Origin of the sequence: Enterobacter sp. BNK-14 (genome assembly GCF_047456095.1) — a bacterium.
GTDB lineage: Bacteria > Pseudomonadota > Gammaproteobacteria > Enterobacterales > Enterobacteriaceae > Enterobacter > Enterobacter kobei.
On record NZ_CP179897.1, the window covers coordinates 3,443,375 to 3,468,314 of the forward strand.

A 24,940-nucleotide genomic window follows, 5' to 3' on the forward strand; every position below is an offset into this window, starting at 1 on the left:
TCACCGCGACTGGCTTTTTCTTATTTGCGTTACAGGTCGGGTGCGTTACTGTGGTGTTATAAAATAATCAAAACAGGAAAGCAGAGGTGGGGCAACGAATTCCCGTTACGCTCGGCAATATTGCGCCGCTGACGTTAAAACCGTTTCGCGCGGGTCAACTCGCACTGGTCTGTGAGGGCGGTGGGCAGCGCGGCATTTTCACCGCTGGCGTGCTGGATGAGTTTATGCGCGCGCAGTTCAACCCGTTTGATCTCTACTTTGGCACGTCTGCCGGGGCGCAGAATCTCTCTGCCTATGTCTGCAACCAGCCTGGCTACGCGCGAAAAGTGATTATGCGCTACACCACGGCGAAAGAATTTTTTAACCCGGTGCGCTTTGTGCGCGGCGGCAACCTGATCGATCTCGACTGGCTGCTGGAGTCGACCTCCAGCCAGATGCCGCTGGCAATGGACACGGCGGCCCGTCTGTTTGATAGCGGAAAAGAGTTTTGGATGTGCGCCAGTCGGGGGGATGACTATTCCCCGGGCTATTTCTCTCCGCAGAAGGAGAACTGGCTGGACATCATCCGCGCCTCCAGCGCCATTCCCGGTTTTTATCGTACCGGCGCCCTGCTGGACGGGATCAGCTATCTGGACGGCGGGATCAGTGACGCGGTACCGGTGCAGGAAGCCGCCCGTCGCGGTGCGAAAACGATCGTGGTGATCCGTACCGTGCCGTCGCAAATGTACTATACACCGCAGTGGTTTAAGCGGATGGAGCGCTGGTTGGGTGACAGCAGCCTGCAACCGCTGGTGAACATCGCGAAGCAGCATGAAACCACCTACGGCGCGATGCAGCGTTTCATTGAAAAACCGCCGGGTAAGCTGCGAATTTTCGAAATCTATCCTCCTAAGCCATTGATCAGCATGGCGCTGGGCAGCCGCGTCCCTGCGCTGCGCATGGACTACAAAACGGGGCGGCTGTGCGGACGCTACTTCCTGGCGACGGTCGGTAAGATGCTGGCGGAGCAACCGCCTCTGCATCGGCATAAACCCATCATTACGCCCCCTGCAATTGTCGCCAACGACGCCCTGACGATGCCGCTGGTGGACATTCCACAGGCGAATGACGCTTTATTAGATAACGAGGATCTGGCGTGACGCACCGCTTTGTTGACACCCACTGCCACTTTGATTTTCCGCCGTTTACGGGAAATGAGGCGCAAAGTATTGCGAAAGCCGCTGAGGCAGGCGTTCAGGCGATCGTTGTACCGTCGGTAGAAGCGGCTGATTTTTCGCGTGTGCTGACGCTCTCCACGCGTTACCCCGCTCTCTATGCTGCGCTCGGCCTGCATCCGATAGTGATTGAGCGCCACCTTGATGAGCATATTGAGGCACTTGATAAAGCCCTGCAGACCGCAGGAGACAAACTTGTCGCTATCGGCGAGATCGGGCTCGATCTCTATCGTGAGGATCCTCAGTTTGAACGCCAGCAGACGATCCTCGACGCGCAGCTTCGGCTGGCTAAGCGTCACGACCTGCCGGTGATCCTCCATTCAAGACGCACGCACGATAAGCTGGCGATGCTCCTGAAACGCATCGATCTACCGCGTAGCGGCGTGGTGCACGGTTTTTCCGGCAGCCTGCAGCAGGCGCAGCGTTTTATCGAACTGGGCTATAAAATTGGCGTGGGGGGCACCATTACCTATCCGCGTGCCAGTAAAACCCGCGATGTGATGGCACAGTTGCCACTCTCTGCGCTGCTACTGGAAACGGATGCCCCGGATATGCCGCTGAGTGGTTTTCAGGGTCAGCCGAATCGTCCGGAGCAGGCGGCGCGCGTGTTTACCACCCTGTGTGAGCTGCGAACGGAGCCTGAAGAGGTGATTGCCGATGCGTTACTGGAAAATACCCGTGCGGTATTTGGCATCACGCTATAGGTAAAGCGCCGGACGAATCACCGTTATCTTCTGTTTTTCCAGTGCCTGCGCCAGCGGTTCAATGTCCTCCGGCTTGGCGCTGCGCCATGACGCCGCCTCTCCGTAAACCCCATGCGCATGAAACGCGTTAATACGCACCGGAACATTCCCAAGCCCGCGGATAAACGTGGTCAGCGGCTTAAGATGTTCCAGATAATCGCACTGCCCCGGGATAACCAGCAAGCGCAGTTCCGTCAAACGGTGGCGATCGGCAAGCCAGCGAATGCTCTGTTTAATCAGCGGGTTTTCGCGCCCGGTCAGGAAACGGTGATGCGTGTTTCCCCATGCCTTGAGATCCAGCATCGCCCCATCCAGTACCGGCAGCAGTTTCTCCCAGCCGGTTTCGCTTAGCAGCCCGTTGCTATCCACCAGGCAGGTTAAATGCTGCAGTTCAGGATCGGTTTTGATTGCGCTAAAAAGGGCGATTAAAAACGGCAGCTGTGTTGTGGCCTCGCCGCCGCTCACGGTAACGCCCTCAATAAAGGGGGCAGCTTTTCGGATCTGCGTGAGGATCTCCTCCACGCTCAGGCGGTGCGCCATGGGCGTGGACTGCTGCGGGCAAAGATGAAGGCAGGTATCACACTGCTGGCAATGACTCTCCTGCCACCATACGCGTCCGGCCTGAATGTTGAGTGCATCATGAGGGCAGTGGGGCACGCAGTCGCCGCAGTCGTTGCAGCGCCCGATGGTCCATGGGTTGTGGCAGGTTTTACAGCGCAGGTTGCAGCCCTGCAGGAACAGGGCCAGGCGACTGCCCGGCCCGTCCACGCAGGAAAAAGGAATGACCTGACTAACTAAAGCGCATCTGTTGTTCATGGCTTATCACGCGCGGCTGACGTTCCAGGATGCGGGTATTGCGTGCGGCTTCTTCGCCAAGCCAGGTCGTATTGGTGCGCGAACCGGCTTCGCGGAATTTTTCCAGGTCCGACAGGCGCACCATGTAGCCCGTCACGCGGACCAGATCGTTACCCGCAACGTTGGCGGTGAACTCCCGCATACCGGCCCTGAACGCGCCCAGACAAAGCTGCACTATCGCCTGTGGGTTGCGTTTTACCGTCTCATCGAGCGTTAAAATATCACTGATACCGGAGTGATAGTGTCTGTGGTGTGGCGCAACGGCCAGCAGATGGCTGATGGGATCCGGTTCGTCACCATAAGGCAGACGCGCGCCTGGCGTGGTGCCTGAATCAGAGCTGATGCCCGACTGCGCATGGAGCATGGCGCGCTGTTTCCAGCCGTGCTTCACCGGCGTGTTTTCTACAAACGCCGCAAGCTGTTCGCTGATGCAATAGCCCAGCGCGTTAGCCTGCTCGTCTTTGCCATAGCGACCGTTGATTCCGTCCTTCTCACAGAGCGTGTTTACCGCTTCTGCCAGGCCGTACATGCCAAACATCGGCACAAAACGCCCGGCATCAATCAGCCCCTCTTTTACCAGGAAGCTATTCTCAAAGAAGCCTGATTGTTGATAGAGAAAATCACAGCGGGCATCAATGATGGCGATTTGCTGCTGACAGTAGTGCGGAAGCGTACGGTTGAAGAAGTCGTCAACGGAGGTGCTGTGCTCCGCAATGGCTTTGAGGTTAAGGCGCACCAGGGTACTGCCACCGCCAGCCAGCGGCAGGGAGTTGTAACAGCTCACCACGCCAAAACGCCCTTTTGTGAAAATTTTATCATTCACGGGGCCGTTTGAAATATGCGGTTTACTGCATTCGCAAATGTTTTTTGCCACCTCAAGCAGCAAATCGTCCGGGGTGATTTCAGGATCGTAAATAAAGGTCAGATTCGGCGCAACCTGCTTAAGCTCTGCATCTGCGCGTAGAATGGCGCGGATGATAGGGCCGTCAGCGGGCCCGATGTTTGCGTGCATAAACGCATCAGGGAGCGTTCTGTCGAGATAGCGCCAGAAACGTTTTATTCGGCTATCGATTTCTTCTTGTGTTAGAATTCTAACATATGGATTCAGTATCGCATCAAGCTGCCCCAGATAGACCGGCATAGATGTCACTGAAGGAACATGATGGTAGAGAATGGTTAATAGCGAGAGGGCATCATCCAGATCCTTTGCCCCTTCCAGCTCCAGCCATTCAGAACCGTTAGCCAGGAATTTTTCATAATCCGGCAGGACGTAGCGCGGTTTGTAAGGCGCATGGCCTTCGAACATGTCGCAGATAAATCCCTCGTCCAGCGCGGCGCGGGCGGCTTCAGGAAGTGCCGGATAAGGCAGGTTGTTTTCCGCTTCCAGCGCCAGAAAATGACGTTTTTGTTCCGGGGTTAACACCGGACTTGTCACAATGTGCTGGCAACGTTGTTGCAGGGTATCTGGCATGTTCGCTTCCTTGAGTGTTCTGCTGATGATGAACGAATTGTAGAAAGCCAGCCTGTTGGGGCTTTTGATCCCACAGGGGGTATCGCGGCTTTAGTCAGCAATAAGTGCGCTAAAGTTTGAAGAGGATCTCATTACAGTAATGCAAATTTGTACGCAGTTTTCATTAACTGTGATGAATGTCGAAGTGTGGATGCGGGTGGATGTTAAAATACTCACAGACCCGCAAGGTAAAATTGATACGGCACTGCCGTTGGAGAATGTTATGACCGATTTAACTGCAAGCAGCCTGCGCGCGTTGAAACTGATGGACCTGACTACCCTGAACGATGACGACACCAATGAGAAAGTCATCGCCCTGTGCCATCAGGCGAAAACGCCAGTGGGTAACACCGCAGCCATCTGTATCTACCCGCGCTTTATTCCGATTGCCCGCAAAACGCTGAAAGAGCAGGGCACGCCGGATGTGCGCATTGCAACCGTAACTAACTTCCCGCACGGCAACGACGATATCGAGATTGCGCTGGCAGAAACCCGCGCGGCCATTGCTTACGGTGCAGACGAAGTTGACGTGGTATTCCCGTACCGCGCGCTGATCGCCGGTAACGAGCAGGTTGGCTTCGACCTGGTGAAAGCCTGTAAAGACGCGTGCGCGGCGGCAAACGTGCTGCTCAAAGTGATTATCGAAACCGGCGAGCTGAAAGAAGAAGCGCTTATTCGTAAAGCGTCTGAAATCTCCATCAAAGCCGGTGCGGATTTCATTAAAACCTCTACCGGTAAAGTACCGGTGAATGCGACCCCGGAAAGCGCGCGCATCATGATGGAAGTCATTCGCGATATGGGCGTGTCCAAAACCGTTGGTTTCAAACCTGCGGGCGGAGTGCGTACTGCCGAAGACGCGCAGCAGTTCCTGGCGATTGCCGACGAGCTGTTCGGCGCCGACTGGGCCGATTCCCGTCACTACCGCTTCGGTGCGTCCAGCCTGCTGGCAAGCCTGCTGAAAGCGCTGGGTCATGGCGACGGTAAGAGCGCAAGCAGCTACTGATTGCCAGACAATGCCGGATGACGCTTTGCTTATCCGGCCTACAGGGTCGTAGGGCGGGTAAGCGTAGCGCCACCCGCCACAATTCCCCCGATTCCGCATGGAGGTTACCGTGTTTCTCGCACAAGAAATTATTCGTAAAAAACGTGATGGTCATGCATTAAGCGACGAAGAGATCCGCTTCTTTATCAATGGCATTCGTGATAACACCGTCTCTGAAGGGCAGATTGCGGCTCTGGCGATGACCATTTTCTTCCACGATATGTCGATGCCCGAGCGCGTGTCGCTGACCATGGCGATGCGAGATTCAGGAACCGTTCTGGACTGGAAAAGCCTTAACCTTAACGGCCCGATTGTGGACAAACACTCCACCGGCGGTGTGGGTGACGTGACCTCCCTGATGCTGGGCCCTATGGTGGCCGCCTGTGGCGGTTACATCCCGATGATTTCCGGGCGCGGTCTGGGCCACACCGGCGGTACGCTCGACAAACTGGAAGCCATTCCGGGCTTCGATATCTTCCCGGATGACAACCGCTTCCGCGACATTATTAAAGACGTGGGTGTGGCAATTATCGGCCAGACCAGCTCTCTTGCCCCGGCAGACAAGCGTTTCTACGCGACCCGCGACATCACCGCCACCGTTGACTCCATTCCGTTGATCACCGCCTCTATTCTGGCGAAAAAGCTGGCAGAAGGGCTGGACGCGCTGGTGATGGACGTGAAGGTGGGCAGCGGTGCCTTTATGCCGACCTATGAACTTTCTGCCCAGCTCGCCGAAGCGATCGTTGGCGTCTCCAACGGCGCAGGCGTGCGCACCACCGCGCTGCTCACTGACATGAACCAGGTACTGGCCTCCAGCGCCGGTAACGCGGTCGAAGTGCGTGAAGCCGTCCAGTTCCTCACGGGGGAATACCGCAACCCGCGCCTGTTCGACGTGACCATGGCGCTGTGTGTAGAGATGCTGATCTCCGGCAAGCTGGCGAAAGACGAGGCGGAAGCCCGCGCGAAACTGCAGGCCGTGCTGGACAACGGCAAAGCGGCAGAGATCTTTGGCCGTATGGTCGCCGCACAAAAAGGCCCGACCGACTTCGTTGAGAATTACGCCAAATACCTGCCAACCGCGACGCTCAGCAAAGCCGTATATGCCGACAGCGAGGGCTTTGTCTCAGCAATGGACACCCGTGCGCTGGGTATGGCGGTGGTCTCGATGGGCGGCGGTCGTCGTCAGGCGTCAGACACCATTGATTACAGCGTCGGCTTTACCGATATGGCCCGTCTGGGCGACAGCGTTGATGGCCAACGTCCGCTGGCGGTGATCCACGCCAAAGACGAAGCCAGCTGGCAGGACGCGGCGAAGGCGGTGAAAGCGGCCATTACGCTTGCTGATAAAGCGCCAGAAAGCTCACCTTCGGTCTATCGCCGTATCACCGAATAGCGGTATACTGATCTGATCGAATTTTTATGAAGCACTACGTACGGAGAACAATTATGAAACGTGCATTTATTATGGTGCTGGACTCATTCGGCATCGGCGCAACCGAAGATGCAGAACGTTTTGGTGACGTGGGTTCCGATACCATGGGTCACATCGCGGAAGCCTGTGCGAAAGGCGAAGCGGACAACGGTCGTAAAGGCCCTCTGACCTTGCCAAACCTGACCCGCCTCGGTCTGGTGAAAGCGCATGAAGGTTCTACCGGTAAAATCGCAGCCGGTATGGACGGCAACGCGGAAGTGGTGGGCGCCTACGCCTGGGCTCACGAGCTCTCTTCCGGTAAAGATACCCCGTCTGGCCACTGGGAAATCGCCGGTGTGCCGGTCCTCTTCGACTGGGGTTATTTCTCCGATCACGAGAACAGCTTCCCGCAGGAGCTGCTCGATAAGCTGGTGAAGCGTGCCAACCTGCCGGGCTACCTCGGTAACTGCCACTCTTCCGGCACCGTGATTCTGGACCAGCTTGGCGAAGAGCACATGAAAACCGGCAAGCCGATTTTCTACACCTCCGCTGACTCCGTTTTCCAGATTGCCTGCCACGAAGAGACGTTTGGCCTGGATAAACTCTACGAGCTGTGTGAAATCGCCCGTGAAGAGCTGACCGAAGGCGGCTACAACATTGGTCGCGTTATCGCCCGTCCGTTTATCGGCGATAAAGCAGGTAACTTCCAGCGTACCGGTAACCGTCACGACCTGGCCGTTGAGCCACCGGCCCCTACCGTGCTGCAGAAACTGGTCGACGAGAAAGACGGTCACGTGGTGTCCGTGGGTAAAATCGCAGACATCTACGCTAACTGCGGCATCACCAAAAAAGTGAAAGCCACCGGTCTGGATGCGCTGTTCGATGCCACCATCAAAGAGATGAAAGAAGCGGGCGATAAGACCATTGTCTTCACCAACTTCGTGGACTTCGACTCTTCCTGGGGGCACCGTCGTGACGTCGCGGGCTATGCTGCCGGTCTGGAACTGTTCGACCGCCGTCTGCCAGAGCTGATGGAGCTGGTGGGTGAAGATGACATTCTGATCCTGACCGCCGACCACGGCTGTGACCCAACCTGGACCGGTACCGACCACACCCGTGAGCACATTCCGGTGCTGGTGTACGGACCGAAAGTCAAACCAGGTTCACTGGGACACCGTGAAACCTTCGCAGACATCGGCCAGACCCTCGCGAAGTACTTTGGTACGTCCGACATGGAATATGGCAAGGCTATGTTCTGAGGTCATTGCCCGGTGGCGCTTCGCTTACCGGGCCTACGGTTTTGTAGGCCGGGTAAGGCGTAGCCGCCACCCGGCAAAAACAACAATGTAAAAGGAACTGAAGATGGCAACTCCTCACATTAACGCAGAAATGGGTGATTTCGCTGACGTCGTATTGATGCCGGGCGACCCGCTGCGCGCGAAGCACATTGCAGAAACTTTCCTCGAAGACGTGCGTGAAGTGAACAACGTGCGCGGCATGCTGGGTTTCACCGGTACCTATAAAGGCCGCAAAATCTCTGTGATGGGCCACGGTATGGGTATCCCATCCTGCTCTATCTATACCAAAGAGCTGATCACCGATTTCGGCGTGAAGAAAATCATCCGCGTGGGATCCTGCGGCGCGGTGCGCATGGATGTTAAGCTGCGTGATGTGGTTATCGGCATGGGCGCATGCACAGATTCTAAAGTGAACCGTATTCGCTTTAAGGATCATGACTTCGCGGCGATTGCTGACTTCGACATGGTGCGTAACGCGGTGGACGCGGCCAAAGCGCTGGGCGTTGATGCGCGCGTAGGCAACCTCTTCTCTGCCGATCTGTTCTACTCCCCGGACGGTGAAATGTTCGACGTGATGGAGAAGTACGGCATCCTCGGCGTGGAGATGGAAGCGGCGGGTATCTACGGCGTAGCGGCAGAATTCGGTGCAAAAGCGCTGACCATCTGCACCGTCTCTGACCACATCCGTACCCACGAGCAGACGACCGCTGCTGAACGTCAGACCACCTTCAACGACATGATCAAAATCGCGCTGGAATCCGTTCTGCTGGGCGATAAAGAGTAATGTTGTGCTGCCGGGCGGCGAAAGCCGCCCGGTTTCTGTGACTTACAGGTACACCACGCTGATGGTGGCCTGACCATCAAACTCGGTATCTTCTGTCAGAGACAGTTTCTTCAGGTTTTCCACTGCCAGCGAAATGTTCAGCGGGAAAGAGACGCTGGTCACCGCCATCGGGGCCGTTTTGCCCGCAGAGGCGACGCTCATTAAGCCCAGATCCTTATTGGCGATAGTGCCACCATTGGCTTTTTGCCAGCGACTCATGCCCACACCAGCAGTGACTGCCGTACGAATCGGTTCAACCGTCGCCCCGTTTGCCGTCACTTCACCCGTGCTGGTATAGATGGAATAGGCACCGATATTCTTGCCATCGTGCGTTTTGCCAAGGCCAAAGGTCGTCATGCTGCCGCGCAGTTCGCCGCCGTTTGACGTGGCGTTCTGCACCTTCAGGTTTGAGTCGGTTCCGGTGCTGGCGTTCGAATCCGTACGGTTGTCGGCAATACTCCAGCCCACTTTGGTAGGGGTAGGGCAGGTGATAGTCAGCGTCAGACCCTTTTCACCTAGCTGCGTGGTCTGAGTTTGCGAGAGATCGCCAACCTGAACGGTACCGAAGTCAATCACGCCATCGTTGCTGAGTTCCGGCGTACAGGAGTTGCTGGTCAGTGAGGCTTTCACTTTCAGCACTGCCGTATCTCCCGCATGAGCACAGGTCGCTGTCAGCGCCAGCGCAGCGGCAAGGAGACTCTTTTTCATGGTTATTCCTTAACATAGATATATCGTTAAAATAAATGGACGAATCCACGTGTTTTGCCTTTATTTTTCTTCTTTTCTCTTCACCCGAATAATCTATTCGGCGGTGAATGCGTTACTCTGTCGTTAATAGCTCCCAGGCGAGTGCGCTTTCCAGCTCGGTATTATCTGAAATGCCGCGCAGTTGATCGTCATTAATGACAGGTATAATTTTTATCGTCACACTCATTTGTTTGCCACGCATCGGCAGGCCATTTTGATATGCAAGGATGCCGTCATTATTCCTCAGAAAGACTTTTTCCTTGGGGGTTTCCGCAGAGGTGAACGATACCCGGTCAGAGGTCCTGACCAGATTATAGTGATGACCATCGACCAGAATATTGCTGGCAACCAGCGCCAGTCGGCTCTTCTGACCAAACAGAACGCCCCCGTTGCTGCCGGACGTGGATTGCAGAAAAAGCGCCATCACCCTTGGCTGCGGGCAAAAAACCGCGGCGGTGACCTCTTTGCCCGGCATGCGGTTCCAGTTTTTACGCGAGGCGATAATGTCATCCTGTTTGAATCTGCCAAAGGAGACGTTCGGTTGCGACAGCGTAATTTGACACGCTTCGGCCACGACATAAGACGAAAAAAGTGATGCTGCACCGATGAGCACTGCGTTAACTATTTTCACTGGCAAACTCCTTCTGCTTTTTCGTAATAGGCGTCTTTATCTTTTTCGTCTTTCAGGGTGTAAGCGATCTGGCAGAGTTTGGTTAAATTGTCGTCCACCACATAAAGCGCAGGCGTATCCGACGCATCGGGAATAAATACGCTGCCGTTATCCATTACGCTGACAATATAGTTACCGTCCTGATCCACCACGCTCAGCCCTTTTTCCAGCCATGACCCGTTGACTCGCTTGACGTCCAGCATGACGCGACGCGTATTCAGCACGTTGAAATCGATCAGCGCAAAAGAGCCATACGCGGCGGAGACGGTCTGAATACCGTTTGATAAATCCATCCCCTGAGGTAACGAGCTGGCATTAATCACTATTTGCGATTTTTGCCATTCCCGAAGTCCGGGAACCACGGCCTGTCCCCAGCGATCTGTCCAGACGGTTCCATCGGGGGTGGTGATTTCAATACCGCTTTCCGGTTCGCTTAACCGGGCGATGCCGAATGTCTCTTTTACCGTATAGGGCGAAAACGTTATGCCATGACGATGCAGCGCTACGCCACCGTTTAAGGATGCGCTGTAGTTATGCTGATTGCCGTCATTCAGGCCAGCGGATAAACCGAGCTGCGTATAGTGAAGGTTGGTGGTGATATTGCCGTTAAAGGCGTTACTCTTATCCTGATTATCGCGGTCTGCAGAGACGTTGTAGTTAAGGTTTTGACCGATAGAGCCGCTTTCCTGAACGCCATAATTTTGTTTTTCCCCCTGAGCGCGCATGTAGGTACTGACGCGATCCTCGCCAAAAGGAACGATCAGGCTGACATAAAAGAGATCGTCATCGCGGCTGGTGCTGCTCTGGTTCTGGGTATCACTATTGCTCATGGCATGCTGCCAGTTTACGGACAGCGAGGTACGCCCGAGACTTTTACTCCAGGAGGCCATCAGATAGCGTGAATCACCGCTGTTTTCATCACCGGAATTCACGCTGTATTGCATTGAGATCGCGCCAATGTACTCATTGTTCCAGGTGAGGCTGGCGTTCCAGTTATTTTCGTAGGTCTGCGCCTCTTCATCCATGGCTTCCGTGAGTTCGCGGAAGCCGCCACTGAACTGGGACGCACTTACCCCCATCGTCAGCTGGGCGGGCAGTAAGATATTGCTGCTAAGTTCAGCCTTGCTGCCCTTCAGTCGATCGTAAAAGTGGGACTGGCTCAGTAAAAAGCTCGGTGAGATCGCCCAGTTTTCGTTGATGGAAACGTCGAGTTTGGCACCGGTAGCCTGATATTTTTCTGCCAGTACGCCGGCGGCTACGGCGGACATGCGCGTGTTCAGCATCGTTCCGTCAGAGAGCGTAAATACCCAGGGCGTACTTGACTCATCCCCGCTGTCGCGAACCCGTCCGAGAGAGAGGTTTAACCCTTCGGCACGATTACTTCCCTGTATATTGAGGGCGGAAGAGGGAACGCTAAATTGGGTTGTCGAACCGTCCGTTTCCACCACGCTGACGTCAAGATCGACATTTCCGCGCACCAGGGGCACGTCCGTCAGGGAGAAAGGGCCGGCGTTGACCAGGGAAGAGTAGATCAGCTGTCCCGACTGGCGAACCTCTACGCGGGCCTGATTCGTCCGGGCAATTCCCGACACCTCAGTGGCCTGGATATTAGGCTGAAGGCCGGTTTCAGGCATTAGCTGAACGCCGGTGATTTGCGCGCCGCTAAACAGGGCCGAATTGACGTTGATCTGCCCAACCTGCGCCCGCATTTTCCGCTCTTCAAAAACGTGTTCAGCGTAGGTGTACAGGTTCTCTGTGCTGCGAGTCCCGTTGTCATCCGTCAAAATGAAATTGCTGCGCAGCGTCCAGTTCGCAAGATTAATGCCTGCCCCCAAATTTCCCTGGGCATAACGGCTGCTCCCGCCCGAGCCGTACTCGTTAATGTTACTGAAGGCGCTATAGTTGATTAAGCCCGCAACACCGCCGTGCGAGTAATATTTCGCGGCATAAAATCCAGTGTCCATTGCCTCTGCGGGAACGAAAATCTCCAGTGATTCGGTATTCGGTAGAAGCGTTACCGTCGCGGAAGGGTAATCTTTCAGCAGGTTATGACATTTCTCTTTTTCGCCGATATTCAATGGCAGTAGGCCAGCTGCACGGGTGAAGTCATCATCAATGCAAAGCTGCCCCTCTTCTCCAACCCGAATGGCCAGGCTCCCCTTCTCAACGCCGTTAATTTTGACCTGCACGGCATGCTGGCCGGGCAGGTAGCGTTGTGCATCAGAGAAGTAATGGGCGAGATTAGTACTGATTCCCCGCGAGGCCAGTATATCGGTATTGAAATCCAGATCGGATGCATGCAGCGCCGACGACGGCAGAAAAGCGACCGCCACTGCTGTTCGACGCATCGTGTTTTGCAAAGCGCGCGGTATCACTAAAAATTCCCTGTGATATCAGCGTGTAAGCGCGGCAGTGAACTTGTCCACTTCAATCCCGTAGCGACTGGCAGGGTTGAACTCGACGGCATTATCGCCGCTACCGATCGGGGTATTTGTCTGCACCTTCATGGTCTCACCCGGCAGGATAAAGGTTTTATTAACCACTCCCTCGGTGTGGGAAGGCAGTAGCGTCACTGATGTGGAAAAACGTACAACGTACGGCGAGGTATTACGGACCTGAACCTCTTTCTCTTGTACGGACCAGGTCAGTAATTTCCATGCATCCGTGACAACAGGAAGATTTTTAGGATGGATCAACACCGGTAAATCCTGACGAAGATTGATACCGACTTTAACGTTTTTATCTTTGGTTTTAGGCGGAATGCCTTCAAAGATCACGCGTTTATAATGTTCAACGGTCAGCGGTTCTTTGGTTTCAAGAATAAAGCGCACCTGCTGTTCCTGGCCTGGCTCAAGGCGTACAACCGGCTGAGTGACGTTGAGCTTGACCCCATTCTCCCCCTCGATGTCGTTAATGGAGGTATAAAGCAGGGTGGGGATGGAGTCCGTATTTTTCACACTCATAACGCCGCCGTGGTTGGCTTCATCAATCATCAGCAGTGTGGTTTCTGGCACCATGCCTGCAGCATAGACTGTCGCTGGAAGGGTGAGAAAAAGAGCGCAGACCAAAGGAGAAATTTTCACAATTCTTTCCATGAATATTGATATTGAACAATGGGTTAAAACTCCCCGCCTGAGCGGGGAGTTTAGCGTCGTGAATGCGGGTTACAGATAAACCAGCGTGATTGTGGACTGACCGTCCAGGTCGGTCCTGTCAGTCAGGGTCAGATTTTTGCTTGGCGCAATCGCCAGCGCGATCTTCAGAGGGAAGGCCGCCGTCGTGAAGGCCAGCGGAGCGCGTTCGCCGGTTTTGGCAACGGTCATGACGTCGGTACCATCGTTAGTGAGGATGCCGGTGGCCCACAGGTTGATCCAGCTTCTGCTGCTGATGGTACCGCCGGTATACATCGCTGCGGCGATAGGCTGAACGGTTGCACCGTCAGCAGTGACCGCGTTCATGTAAGTTGAAACTGAATAGGCACCGATACTTTCGCCAGCGCTGGTTTTTCCGACACCGTTGAGCTGGTAATCGCCGTATGCCTGTGCGCCGCTTGCGGTAGCGTTATCCACATGGAACTCGCTTGACGTTTTATGTGCGCCCGCGTTTGAGTCTTTGCGGTCATCTTTGATTGTCCAGCCGACGCGGGTCGCAGACTGACATGTGATGGTCAGAGTGACATCTTTATGCCCAGCCTGATAAGCCACACCGGAGGAGAGTGAGTCCAGACCCACTTCGCCAAAATCGGCCACGCCGCCGTTGCTAATTTCAGGAACGCAGCCTGCGCTGGTCAGCGTACCGTGAACTTTTAACATTGCAGTAGGTTCGGCATAAACTGCTGTCGCCGCCATCATCATAACGGTGGCGAGAAGGCACTTTTTCATTGTTATTCCTTAACCATAGAAAGAGATAATTCGGATATTTTTAATTTAAATGAATCTTGCCAAAAGATAATTTCTGGCATAAGAGTCGCGGCCGATTCTATTAACGAATCAACGCATTAAATAGTTAGATTTTCTTACGACAGTATTGAGATTTTATAATGTCGATTAAACATTTCTGAACGTATGTTTTATGCAGAAACGGCGGAAATATCCGCCGTTGAGTCACGCGTTTTTATCTGTTAGAGATAAACCAGAGTGATGGTGGTTTCGCCGCTCAGCTGCGCTTCGTCAGTGGTGGTCAGACGGTCAGTGTTAACAATGGCCAGAGAGACTTTGAAAGGGTAGACAACGCTGGTGATGGCCAGCGGTGCGGTATAACCTGGTCTGGTAGCGGTCATGATCTCGGCGTTACCGTTGGCAATCACACCGGTGGCCAGGTTACGCCACATATATTCGCCTTTGCTGTTGAGGAAGTTTGGCGCAAAGATCGCCTGAGCAGGCACACCGTTAGCGGTGATCTCATTGATGCGGGTACTGATTGCATAGGCGCCAATTTTATCGCCAGCAGCGGTGGTACCTACGCCGTAGGTGGTACCTGAACCGTAAACGTCCCCACCATTGTCTGTGGCGTCACGAATGTAAAACTCGCTGGAGTTCAGGTAGGTCGCCGCATTGGAATCTTCTTTGTTATCAGCAATACTCCATGCCACTTTAGTCGCTGACGGGCAATTGATCGTCAGAGACATATCTTTATGACCCATCTGGTTGGTCTGGGTTGGAGAAAGCTGGTCCAGCGCGATTGTGCCAAAATCAATCGATCCGCCGTTACTGAGTTCCGGCGTACAGGATGCATGGTTCATCTTGCCCTGAACCTTCATGACGATGCTGCCTTCGGCGAATGCAGCCGAAGAGGTCATCGCAATCAGCGTTGCGAGAAGAAGCTTTTTCATTGTTATTCCTTAACCATTAATAAAATAAATGTATAAATTTCCGTGAAGTCATTAACTTGCTGAAATGCAAGCGCAGGGATTCTATTAATGGTTATTGTTATTTCTGTAATGAGTATTTCTAATCTCTGAATTGAGTTTTATTAAAATGTGTAAATACATTCACGGTTGTATTTACACATTTCGGCAGGATAAGAACGGAGGAAGCTATTTTCTCTTCTTAACCGGGGGCGAGAATTATTTTATCGCCTGAGCGATCCACGCCGACAATTCCCGAAGTTCCCGCTCTTGTTCCGGATAATGTTCAAGCAACCCGTCGCACACATGTTGCAGCATATCGGGACGGTATACACAGCCCTGCAGGCGTGACGCCAACGCTTCCAGCGGTGCCGGGTTAAGACTATCCGTAAAAATTTGTGTGCGGGTAATATGACCTTTCTCCACGTCAAAGTGCAGCTCCACGCCGCCCCAGGTAAAACGTTCATCCAGCAGATGTGAAAACGCCGGTGCCTGGCCGAAGTTCCACTCCCAGCTGCTCTGGCGGGCAAAGGTTTCAGCGAAGTTGGGCAGGTCAGGCGTTTTATTAGGGGAAATCACTTCCGCCTCCACACGCTCGCCGTAGTGCGCAAAGAAGGCCTCACGGATCGCGTCGCAAATCTGCTCGTGAGTAATACCCGGCAGAAGCTCCACCAGATTCGCCACGCGGCCGCGTACGGAGGTAATGCCCTTTGCCTGTAACTTTTTCTTGTCAGGATTGAGGTAGTTAGCCAGCCGGCTGAGATCGGCATTCAGCAGCAGAGTGCCGTGGTGGAACCCGCGATCCATTGTTTCGCGATAGGCTGAGCCGGAGACCTTCCGGTCGCCCTCGGGGGTCTTGACGACCAGATCGTTCCGGCCTGACGCTTCTGCGGTTACGCCGAGCGCATTCAGCGCGTTCAGCACAATCGACGTAGAGATGCTTTTGTCGTATTCCGGCTTGCCTGCCATAAAGGTAAAGCAAGTGTTGCCCAGATCGTGAAACACGGCTCCACCGCCGCTGCTGCGGCGCGCCAGGCGGACGTGGTCCTCTTCCATGCGGCGGGTGTTGCACTCTTTCCACGGGTTTTGCGCGCGGCCAATCACCACCGTGTCGGCATTGCGCCAGAGAAACAGTACGCGCTGGGTGGCGGGCATCTGGCGGAAGATGCACTCTTCCACCGCGAGATTAAACCAGGGATCGTAAGAGTCAGAGATAAGCAGGCGTAACGTCGTCATGGCAGAGTTCCTTTTCCATATCCTCCGCCTACTTTATCACTATTCTTTCTTCTCGCTCTCTTCGTCTTCCGGAACCGACTTGCTGGCGGTCAGCAGGAACGGCGACTGTTGCCATCGGGTGCGCTTACCCTGCAGCAGCGTGCGCGCCAGCACCACGCCAATCGCCAGTGAGAGCAATAACATCAGGCGCAGAATATTGGTGGTGTTATCCACCTGTTTGGCTTCGGTCGGCAGGGTGTGAGTGTCGAGCGTCAGGCGCAGATAGCCCAGCGGGCCATTTTTTCCCTGAACAGGTTCGACGAGCTGCTGGTTGAAATAGCCTCCGGCTTTTTTGCCGTCCAGCGCCAGCCTGTCGCGCACGTCGACGTGCTCACCGGCGCGGGCAATCAGGTCGCCTTTTTCATCGTACACGCCCGCATCGAGAATGCGGCTGTTTTCCGTAAGCTGACGCAGGATCTGGCCGATGCGCTTATCGTCCGGTGTCTCGGTGCGCATATAGGGGGCGACGTTAAGGGTCACCTGACGCGCCAGCGTGCGGGCCAGCTCTTCAAACTGCGGGTTACGCTGCCGCTGATGATTCTGGCTAAACCACGATGCCCCTTGCATCAATGCCACTAACAGTGCGAGACAGGAAAGGACAATCACGGCGCGATGAAGCCGGAATTTCAGTTTTGCGCGAGCCATATTCCACCTGCTTAAAATTTAGGGCTTAATGTTGCCAGAAGTGATGGTTACAGGGTAGCCTCATGCGTTATTTTCCCTCTGGAACCTTCCGGCGCGAACGAAATTACAGGAGCTTTGATGCCGAACATTACCTGGTGTGACCTGCCAACGGATGTCTCTTTATGGCCAGGATTGCCGCTCTCGTTAAGTGGCGATGAGGTGATGCCTCTGGATTACCACGCTGGCCGTAGCGGCTGGCTGCTGTATGGTCGCGGCCTGGATAAGCAACGCCTGACCCAGTATCAAACCAAACTGGGTGCGGCAATGGTCATCGTCGCCGCCTGGTGCGTAGAAGATTACCAGGTTATCCGCCTGGCGGGTTCTCTGACGCAGCGTGCCACGCGTCTGGCGCATGACGCAGGGCTGGACGTTGCCCCGCTCGGTAAAATTCCGCACCTGAAAACGCCGGGTCTGCTGGTCATGGACATGGACTCCACCGCTATTCAGATCGAGTGTATTGACGAGATTGCTAAACTGGCAGGCAGCGGTGAGCTGGTGGCGGAAGTCACTGAACGTGCGATGCGCGGCGAGCTGGATTTCACCGCCAGCCTGAGACAGCGCGTGGCGACCCTGAAAGGGGCCGATGCTAACATCCTGCGCCAGGTGCGTGATGTGCTGCCGCTGATGCCAGGACTGACGCAACTGGTGCTGAAGCTGCAGTCCCTTGGCTGGAAGGTGGCGATTGCCTCCGGTGGCTTCACCTTCTTCGCGGATTATCTGCGCGAGAAACTGCATTTGACCACCGTGGTGGCCAACGAACTGGAAATTATGGACGGCAAGCTGACCGGACAGGTGATTGGCGACATCGTGGATGCGCAGTACAAAGCTAACACCCTGACCCGTCTGGCCGAAAAATATGAAATCCCGGTGGTCCAGACCGTCGCCATCGGGGACGGCGCGAACGACCTGCCGATGATCAAAGCTGCTGGTCTTGGCATTGCCTACCATGCCAAGCCAAAAGTGAACGAAAAGACGGAAGTGACTATCCGTCATGCTGACCTGATGGGGGTGTTCTGCATCCTTTCTGGCAGCCTTAATCAGAAATAACGGTCTGCTTTGTAGGCCGGGTAAGCGTAAGCGCTACCCGGCACGCAGTCCGCACAGAAATAACGAGGTACACCGTGGCGAAAGCTCCAAAACGCGCATTTGTCTGTAATGAATGTGGTGCGGATTATCCGCGCTGGCAGGGGCAATGCAGCGCCTGTCATGCCTGGAACACCATCACCGAAGTGCGTGGTGTGGCGGCTTCGCCGAGTGTGGCCCGCAATGAACGCCTGAGCGGCTATGCGGGCAATGCAGGCGTGTCGAAGGTGCAAAAGCTTTCAGACATCAGCCTGGAAGCGTTACCGCGCTTCTCCACCGGGTTCAAAGAGTTTGACCGCGTGCTCGGCGGCGGCGTGGTGCCGGGCAGTGCGATTCTGATCGGCGGTAACCCCGGGGCGGGTAAATCGACCCTGCTGCTGCAAACGCTTTGCAAGCTCGCCGAGCAGATGAAAACCCTTTACGTCACGGGGGAAGAATCACTCCAGCAGGTGGCGATGCGTGCGCACCGCCTGGGCCTGCCAACCGGCAACCTGAATATGCTGTCGGAAACCAGCATTGAGCAGATCTGCATGATCGCCGAAGAAGAGCAGCCGAAGCTGATGGTGATCGACTCCATTCAGGTGATGCACATGGCGGACATTCAGTCCTCGCCGGGCAGCGTGGCGCAGGTGCGCGAAACCGCGGCCTACCTGACACGCTTCGCCAAAACGCGCGGCGTGGCGATTGTGATGGTCGGCCATGTGACGAAAGACGGTTCCCTGGCCGGGCCAAAAGTGCTTGAACACTGTATCGACTGCTCGGTGATGCTCGACGGTGACGCGGATTCCCGCTTCCGCACCCTGCGCAGCCATAAAAACCGTTTTGGCGCGGTGAATGAATTAGGTGTTTTTGCCATGACGGAGCAGGGGCTGCGTGAAGTCAGCAACCCGTCGGCCATCTTCCTGAGCCGTGGCGACGAAGTCACCTCCGGCAGTTCGGTCATGGTGCTATGGGAAGGAACGCGCCCGCTGCTGGTTGAAATCCAGGCGCTGGTGGATCACTCGATGATGGGCAACCCGCGTCGCGTGGCGGTGGGTCTGGAACAGAACCGTCTGGCGATCCTGCTGGCGGTGCTGCACCGTCACGGTGGTCTGCAGATGGCGGATCAGGACGTCTTCGTGAACGTGGTGGGCGGGGTGAAGGTCTCGGAAACCAGCGCGGACCTGGCGTTGCTGCTGGCGATGGTCTCCAGCCTGCGCGACAGACCGCTGCCGCAGGATCTGGTGGTGTTTGGCGAGGTTGGCCTGGCCGGAGAGATCCGACCGGTGCCGAGCGGCCAGGAGCGTATCTCCGAAGCGGCAAAACACGGCTTCCGCCGCGCGATTGTGCCCGCCGCTAACGTGCCGAAAAAAATCCCCGAAGGGATGCAGGTTTTTGGCGTTAAGAAACTCGCAGATGCGTTAAATGTCTTTGACGACTTATAATTACGTATTCGATTTTGCAGGAGGCACCGTAATTTATGTCATCATTTGACTACATCAAAACCGCAATCCGCCAGAAAGGCTGCACGTTGCAGCAGGTGGCGGACGCCAGCGGTATGACCAAAGGCTATTTAAGCCAGCTGCTGAACGCCAAAATCAAAAGCCCCAGCGCGCAGAAGCTCGAAGCGCTGCACCGTTTCCTGGGACTTGAATTTCCCCGTATGCAAAAGAACATCGGCGTGGTGTTTGGCAAGTTTTACCCGCTGCATACTGGTCACATCTACCTGATTCAGCGCGCCTGTAGCCAGGTGGACGAGCTGCACATCATTATGGGGTACGATGAAACCCGTGACCGCCAGTTGTTCGAGGACAGCGCCATGTCGCAGCAGCCGACGGTGCCTGACCGCCTGCGCTGGCTGCTCCAGACCTTTAAGTACCAGAAAAACATTCGCATTCATGCTTTTAACGAAGAGGGCATGGAGCCCTATCCGCACGGCTGGGACGTGTGGAGCAACGGCATCAAAGCGTTTATGGAAGAGAAGGGCATTGCACCTAACTGGATCTACACCTCTGAAGAGTCCGACGCGCCGCAGTTCCGCGAGCATCTGGGCATCGAGACGGTGCTGATCGATCCGAAACGGACCTTCATGAACATCAGCGGGGCGCAGATCCGCGAAAACCCGTTCCGCTACTGGGATTATATCCCGACCGAGGTAAAGCCCTTCTTTGTACGTACCGTTGCGATCCTGGGCGGTGAGTCGAGCGGAAAATCCACTCTCGTTAATAAGCTGGCGAATATCTTCAACACGACCAGTGCGTGGGAGTATGGCCGCGATTACGTTTTCTCGCACCTCGGCGGTGACGAGATGGCGCTGCAGTATTCCGACTACGATAAAATCGCGCTCGGCCACGCCCAGTACATTGATTTTGCGGTCAAATATGCCAACAAAGTGGCGTTTATTGATACCGATTTCGTCACCACGCAGGCGTTCTGTAAAAAGTACGAAGGGCGCGAGCACCCGTTCGTGCAGGCGCTGATTGACGAATACCGCTTTGACCTGGTGATCCTGCTGGAAAACAACACGCCATGGGTCGCTGATGGCATGCGCAGCCTCGGCAGCTCCGTAGACAGGCGCGAGTTCCAGTCCATGCTGGTGGAGATGCTCAACGAAAACAACGTTGAGTTTGTGCATGTTGAAGAGTCGGACTACGACTCCCGTTTCCTGCGCTGCGTCGAGCTGGTGAAGGAGATGATGGGGGAGCAGGGGTAAGCTTTAACCACCCTCTCCCTGTGGGAGAGGGCATCATCTCCTTCAGAACGCAACCACCACTTTCCCCCGCATATGTCCCTCCAGCACTTTGCGGTGCGCCTCGGTAATGCTTTCCACGCTCAATCCGTGAAGCGTTTCGCTGAGCGAGCTTTCCACCAAGCCGTTGTCCACCAGCTTTGCAACCTCGTTTAAGATCTCGCCCTGACGTGCCATATCAGCGGTCTGGTACATGCTGCGGGTGTACATAAACTCCCAGTGCAGGGCGGCGGATTTCGATTTCAGCTTATCCTGGTTCAGCGGATGCGCGTTCTCAACGATGGAGCAGATGTGCCCCTGCGGTGCGATCAGTTCGCTGACGGCATCCCAGTGGCCGTCGGTGTCATTGAGGATGAAAATGTAATCCACATAAGTGATACCCTGTTTTGCCAGCTCACCTTTCAGGTCGCGGTAGTTCACGACCCGATCCGCACCGCGCTCGCGGCACCACCGGGCGGAATCTTCTCTTGATGCTGTCGCGATGATGTTCACCTTGCTGTTGTGCTTTGCAAACGGGATCGCCAGCGAGCCCACGCCGCCCGCGCCGCCAATAATCAGTAACGTTTTATCCGCGTCCGCATCCTGAATGTTCAGCCGTTCGAACAACCCTTCCCAGGCGGTCAGCGCGGTCAACGGCAATGCGGCTGCTGCCGCCCAGCCAAGGCTGGCAGGTTTGTGTCCGACAATACGCGCATCGATCAGCTGATGGGTGGTATTGCTGCCCGGACGAGTGATATCCCCTGCGTACCACACTTCGTCACCGGGTTTAAATCCCGTAACGGCCGCGCCCACGGCTTTAACGATACCGCTGGCATCCCACCCGAGAATGCGCGGCTCGTTCAGCCCGTTTTTGACAATGCCTGCATGCACCTTGGTGTCGACCGGGTTAACAGACACGGCTTTCACTTCGACAAGCAGATCGTGCTCGCCGGGCTGCGGCATCGGCGGGGCGATTTCAATGAACGTGCCGGGATTCGCAGGATTAACGGCAATGGCTTTAACTGACATGGATGGACTCCTCAATGGCATGCGTTTTGTTGAGGCTAGTCTATTAAGTGGTCAGCTGCATGATAAGATGGACAATCAAGAACGAAGTGTTCTCACAGGATGAACAATCATGTTTAAACAGCTTCAGGATATGGCGCTGTTTGCGCTGGTGGCCGAGATGGGCAGCTTTACTGCTGCGGCACAGAAGGCTGAACTGCCAAAATCCAGCGTCAGCCAGCGAATAAGCCAGCTGGAGCAGCAGGTAGGAATACGCCTGCTCAACCGCACGACGCGCAGAATCAGCCTGACTTTTGCAGGCGAGCATTATCTGGTGCACTGTCGCGAAATGCTGGCGGCCAGCGAGCGGGCGGAGTATGCCATTCAGCGGCTACGCGAAAACCCGAGCGGGCGGCTGCGCATCACCTGCCCGGCGGGGATTGGTGCGACGCTGCTGGCGCATATGAATGCCGAATTCCAGCTTCGCTATCCTGACGTGTCGCTGGACGTGTCGATCTCTGATGATGTGGTGGATCTGGTCGAGTCCGGCTTTGACGTGGCGCTGCGTACCGGTAAGCCGCAGGACTCCTCCCTGATTGGCCGGATGATCGGACATTGTCCGCGCTATATGCTGGCTTCACCCGACTATCTGGCGCGTCGGGAGCCGTTAATCCATCCCCGTCAGTTGGTGGAGCACCGCTGCATTACCCACAAAGCCTGGTCTGAGTGGCTGCTGCGAAGCGAGAGTGAGGATTACCGCTACCTGCCGGATAACGCCCACATGACGGATAACCTGGTGTACGCCCGTGAATGTGCGATTGCTGGCGCCGGGATCACGCTGTTACCCGCCTTTCTTCTGGAAGATAAGATTGAGACAGGGGCGCTGGTGAAGGTGCTGCCTGAATGGAACGTCGAGGGGAATGATTTGTGGCTGGCTTATCCGAGCCGCAAGCTGAACTCGCCTGCGCTGATGAGCTATATCGACTTTGCGATACAGTTTGACGAGGTGAAGCGGTATTACGTGGACAAATAAAAAAGCCGGGTGGCGCTGACGCTTACCCGGCCTACGAACTGTGCGGCCTGATGCCCTCACCTGGCCCTCTCCCACGGGGATAGGGAACAAATACTAAAAACGGCAACCGAAGTTGCCGTTTTGCTTTTATTTCGCAATACGCTTGTACTTAATACGCTTCGGCTCCAGCGCGTCAGCGCCCAGCGTGCGTTTCTTGTACTCTTCGTATTCGGTGAAGTTACCTTCAAAGAACTCCACTTTCCCTTCATCCTGGTAGTCCAGAATGTGGGTCGCGATACGGTCAAGGAACCAACGGTCGTGCGAGATAACCATCGCGCAGCCCGGGAACTCCAGCAGGGCGTTTTCCAGCGCGCGCAGGGTTTCGATGTCCAGGTCGTTGGTCGGTTCATCGAGCAGCAGTACGTTACCGCCAACCTGCAGCAGCTTCGCCAGGTGCAGACGACCGCGCTCACCGCCGGACAGCTCGCCCACGCGTTTGCCCTGGTCGGTGCCTTTGAAGTTGAAGCGGCCAACGTAAGCGCGGCTTGGCATCTCGGTGTTGCCGATACGCATAATATCCAGACCGCCGGACACTTCTTCCCACACGGTTTTGCTGTTATCCATCGCGTCACGGAACTGGTCAACGGACGCCAGCTTCACGGTTTCACCCAGGGTGATAGAGCCGCTGTCAGGCTGCTCCTGACCGGACATCATGCGGAACAGCGTCGATTTACCCGCGCCGTTCGGACCGATGATCCCGACGATAGCCCCTTTTGGTACGGAGAAGGTCAGATCGTCAATCAGCAGGCGATCGCCGTATGACTTACGCAGATTGGTGACTTCAACCACTTTATCCCCCAGACGTGCTCCAGGCGGAATAAACAGTTCGTTGGTCTCGTTACGTTTCTGGTATTCGGTGTTGTTCAGCTCTTCAAAGCGTGCCAGACGGGCTTTGCCCTTAGACTGACGGCCTTTAGCACCCTGACGAACCCACTCCAGCTCTTTCTCGATAGACTTACGACGCGCGGCTTCCTGAGAAGCTTCCTGCGCCAGACGCTGATCTTTCTGCTCCAGCCAGGAGGAGTAGTTACCTTCCCATGGAATACCTTCACCGCGGTCCAGCTCCAGGATCCAGCCTGCGACGTTGTCGAGGAAGTAACGGTCGTGGGTAATTGCCACCACGGTGCCTTCGAAGTCGTGCAGGAAGCGTTCCAGCCACGCCACGGATTCCGCATCCAGGTGGTTGGTGGGTTCGTCGAGCAGCAGCATGTCTGGTTTTTCCAGCAGCAGGCGGCACAGCGCTACGCGGCGGCGTTCACCCCCGGAAAGATTGGCGATTTTCGCATCCCAGTCCGGCAGGCGCAGGGCATCGGCCGCGCGCTCCAGCTGCACGTTCAGGTTATGACCATCGTGCGCCTGGATAATCTCTTCAAACTTGCCCTGCTGAGCGGCCAGCTTGTCGAAGTCTGCATCCGGCTCGGCGTATTTGGCATACACTTCATCCAGACCTTTCAGGGCGTTAACCACTTCGGAAACCGCTTCTTCAACGGATTCACGAACGGTGTGTTCCGGGTTCAGCTGAGGTTCCTGCGGCAGGTAGCCGATCTTGATGCCAGGCTGCGGACGGGCTTCACCTTCGATGTCTGTATCGATGCCGGCCATGATGCGCAGCAGGGTGGACTTACCGGCACCGTTGAGACCCAGAACACCAATTTTTGCGCCCGGGAAGAAGCTCAGCGAGATATTTTTAAGAATATGACGTTTCGGCGGGACAACTTTGCCGACACGATGCATGGTATAAACGAATTGAGCCACGTTGGACTTCGCCTCTTTTATCGTAATGAGAAGGAATTTCAGCCTCGAAGTGTAGCCTTTTTCACGCCCTAATCCCAGCCAGGAACGTCGGGAGTGTTAAAACGCGCAAGAAAGGTAAAAAAGTGTCCATAACGTGGCGCGTTGCAGGATGCCTGGTTAGCATAAGTTGGTGTGACTTTGACGTGGCAAGACGCTGCAAT

At 55.4% G+C, this 24,940-nt stretch carries 22 protein-coding genes; 10 read left to right on the forward strand and 12 right to left on the reverse strand.

Features of this window, described 5'->3' with window-relative positions; genetic code table 11:
- Positions 1-86 precede the first annotated feature (86 nt).
- On the forward strand, positions 87-1,139 hold the full coding sequence (locus ACMGGM_RS16425; protein WP_045134351.1) for a patatin family protein: 1,053 nt from the start codon (positions 87-89) through the stop codon (positions 1,137-1,139).
- A complete protein-coding gene (locus ACMGGM_RS16430; RefSeq protein ID WP_045134350.1) occupies positions 1,136-1,918 on the forward strand; it encodes a TatD family hydrolase in 783 nt (260 codons plus the stop codon). The genes ACMGGM_RS16425 and ACMGGM_RS16430 overlap by 4 nt, the downstream gene beginning before the upstream one ends.
- On the opposite strand, the gene ACMGGM_RS16435 is transcribed toward ACMGGM_RS16430, so the two are convergent.
- Together ACMGGM_RS16435 and ACMGGM_RS16440 are read right to left on the reverse strand one after the other, a co-directional pair.
- Entirely contained in the window at positions 1,913-2,773 is an 861-nt protein-coding gene (locus ACMGGM_RS16435; protein WP_045134349.1) for a YjjW family glycine radical enzyme activase, read from the reverse strand. The two genes, ACMGGM_RS16430 and ACMGGM_RS16435, sit on opposite strands and share 6 nt — an antisense overlap.
- Positions 2,748-4,283: a YjjI family glycine radical enzyme gene (locus ACMGGM_RS16440; protein ID WP_063614419.1), complete on the reverse strand. Its 1,536-nt coding sequence runs from the start codon at positions 4,281-4,283 to the stop codon at positions 2,748-2,750. Before ACMGGM_RS16440 ends, ACMGGM_RS16435 begins: the two co-directional genes overlap by 26 nt.
- Positions 4,284-4,545: 262 nt before the next feature.
- Here ACMGGM_RS16440 and deoC point away from each other — a divergent pair, with 262 nt between their 5' ends.
- The 4 genes from deoC to deoD all read left to right on the forward strand — a co-directional run bounded on the left by deoC (position 4,546) and on the right by deoD (position 8,857).
- Positions 4,546-5,325 (forward strand): deoxyribose-phosphate aldolase, encoded by a 780-nt coding sequence (gene deoC / locus ACMGGM_RS16445; protein WP_023310320.1) that lies wholly within the window; start codon positions 4,546-4,548, stop codon positions 5,323-5,325.
- 109 nt (positions 5,326-5,434) lie between these two features.
- Entirely contained in the window at positions 5,435-6,757 is a 1,323-nt protein-coding gene (gene deoA, locus ACMGGM_RS16450) for a thymidine phosphorylase (RefSeq protein ID WP_023332036.1), read from the forward strand.
- Between the two features lie 53 nt (positions 6,758-6,810).
- Positions 6,811-8,034: a phosphopentomutase gene (deoB, locus tag ACMGGM_RS16455; protein WP_014882457.1), complete on the forward strand. Its 1,224-nt coding sequence runs from the start codon at positions 6,811-6,813 to the stop codon at positions 8,032-8,034.
- Between the two features lie 103 nt (positions 8,035-8,137).
- A complete protein-coding gene (gene deoD, locus ACMGGM_RS16460) occupies positions 8,138-8,857 on the forward strand; it encodes a purine-nucleoside phosphorylase (protein ID WP_014882458.1) in 720 nt (239 codons plus the stop codon).
- A 42-nt stretch (positions 8,858-8,899) separates the two neighbouring features.
- Here the strand turns inward: deoD and ACMGGM_RS16465 are convergent, their stop codons facing one another.
- The 8 genes from ACMGGM_RS16465 to ACMGGM_RS16500 all read right to left on the reverse strand — a co-directional run bounded on the left by ACMGGM_RS16465 (position 8,900) and on the right by ACMGGM_RS16500 (position 17,079).
- A complete protein-coding gene (locus ACMGGM_RS16465) occupies positions 8,900-9,604 on the reverse strand; it encodes a DUF1120 domain-containing protein (protein WP_023332037.1) in 705 nt (234 codons plus the stop codon).
- Between the two features lie 112 nt (positions 9,605-9,716).
- A complete protein-coding gene (locus ACMGGM_RS16470) occupies positions 9,717-10,274 on the reverse strand; it encodes a hypothetical protein (protein ID WP_063614420.1) in 558 nt (185 codons plus the stop codon).
- A complete protein-coding gene (locus ACMGGM_RS16475) occupies positions 10,271-12,661 on the reverse strand; it encodes a fimbrial biogenesis usher protein (protein WP_248235073.1) in 2,391 nt (796 codons plus the stop codon). The genes ACMGGM_RS16470 and ACMGGM_RS16475 overlap by 4 nt, the downstream gene beginning before the upstream one ends.
- Positions 12,662-12,706: 45 nt before the next feature.
- Complete coding sequence (locus tag ACMGGM_RS16480) at positions 12,707-13,408, reverse strand: fimbria/pilus chaperone family protein (protein ID WP_045134345.1); 702 nt, start codon at positions 13,406-13,408, stop codon at positions 12,707-12,709.
- 69 nt (positions 13,409-13,477) lie between these two features.
- A complete protein-coding gene (locus ACMGGM_RS16485) occupies positions 13,478-14,194 on the reverse strand; it encodes a DUF1120 domain-containing protein (protein ID WP_014882463.1) in 717 nt (238 codons plus the stop codon).
- Between the two features lie 239 nt (positions 14,195-14,433).
- Entirely contained in the window at positions 14,434-15,144 is a 711-nt protein-coding gene (locus ACMGGM_RS16490; RefSeq protein ID WP_014882464.1) for a DUF1120 domain-containing protein, read from the reverse strand.
- A 234-nt stretch (positions 15,145-15,378) separates the two neighbouring features.
- Positions 15,379-16,395, reverse strand: a complete 1,017-nt coding sequence (lplA, locus tag ACMGGM_RS16495) for a lipoate--protein ligase LplA (protein ID WP_045134344.1) — start codon at positions 16,393-16,395, stop codon at positions 15,379-15,381.
- 39 nt (positions 16,396-16,434) lie between these two features.
- Positions 16,435-17,079, reverse strand: coding sequence for a YtjB family periplasmic protein (locus tag ACMGGM_RS16500; RefSeq protein WP_014882466.1), 645 nt, complete (start codon positions 17,077-17,079; stop codon positions 16,435-16,437).
- A 117-nt stretch (positions 17,080-17,196) separates the two neighbouring features.
- On the opposite strand from ACMGGM_RS16500, the gene serB reads away from it, so the two are divergent.
- The 3 genes from serB (at position 17,197) to nadR (ending at position 20,893) form a co-directional block, all read left to right on the forward strand.
- On the forward strand, positions 17,197-18,165 hold the full coding sequence (gene serB / locus ACMGGM_RS16505; RefSeq protein ID WP_008502066.1) for a phosphoserine phosphatase: 969 nt from the start codon (positions 17,197-17,199) through the stop codon (positions 18,163-18,165).
- Positions 18,166-18,239: 74 nt separating this feature from the next.
- Positions 18,240-19,625 carry a DNA repair protein RadA gene (radA, locus tag ACMGGM_RS16510; protein WP_014882467.1) on the forward strand — a complete coding sequence of 462 codons (1,386 nt, stop codon included), beginning with the start codon at positions 18,240-18,242 and terminating at the stop codon, positions 19,623-19,625.
- 35 nt (positions 19,626-19,660) lie between these two features.
- On the forward strand, positions 19,661-20,893 hold the full coding sequence (gene nadR / locus ACMGGM_RS16515; protein ID WP_006810194.1) for a multifunctional transcriptional regulator/nicotinamide-nucleotide adenylyltransferase/ribosylnicotinamide kinase NadR: 1,233 nt from the start codon (positions 19,661-19,663) through the stop codon (positions 20,891-20,893).
- Positions 20,894-20,935: 42 nt separating this feature from the next.
- Here nadR and ACMGGM_RS16520 read toward each other — a convergent pair whose 3' ends face one another.
- Positions 20,936-21,937 carry a zinc-binding alcohol dehydrogenase family protein gene (locus ACMGGM_RS16520; protein WP_063614422.1) on the reverse strand — a complete coding sequence of 334 codons (1,002 nt, stop codon included), beginning with the start codon at positions 21,935-21,937 and terminating at the stop codon, positions 20,936-20,938.
- 109 nt (positions 21,938-22,046) lie between these two features.
- Here ACMGGM_RS16520 and ACMGGM_RS16525 point away from each other — a divergent pair, with 109 nt between their 5' ends.
- Positions 22,047-22,946 (forward strand): LysR family transcriptional regulator, encoded by a 900-nt coding sequence (locus tag ACMGGM_RS16525; RefSeq protein WP_045269570.1) that lies wholly within the window; start codon positions 22,047-22,049, stop codon positions 22,944-22,946.
- Positions 22,947-23,072: 126 nt separating this feature from the next.
- Here the strand turns inward: ACMGGM_RS16525 and ettA are convergent, their stop codons facing one another.
- Positions 23,073-24,740, reverse strand: coding sequence for an energy-dependent translational throttle protein EttA (ettA, locus tag ACMGGM_RS16530; protein WP_014882470.1), 1,668 nt, complete (start codon positions 24,738-24,740; stop codon positions 23,073-23,075).
- Positions 24,741-24,940: the final 200 nt, after the last annotated feature.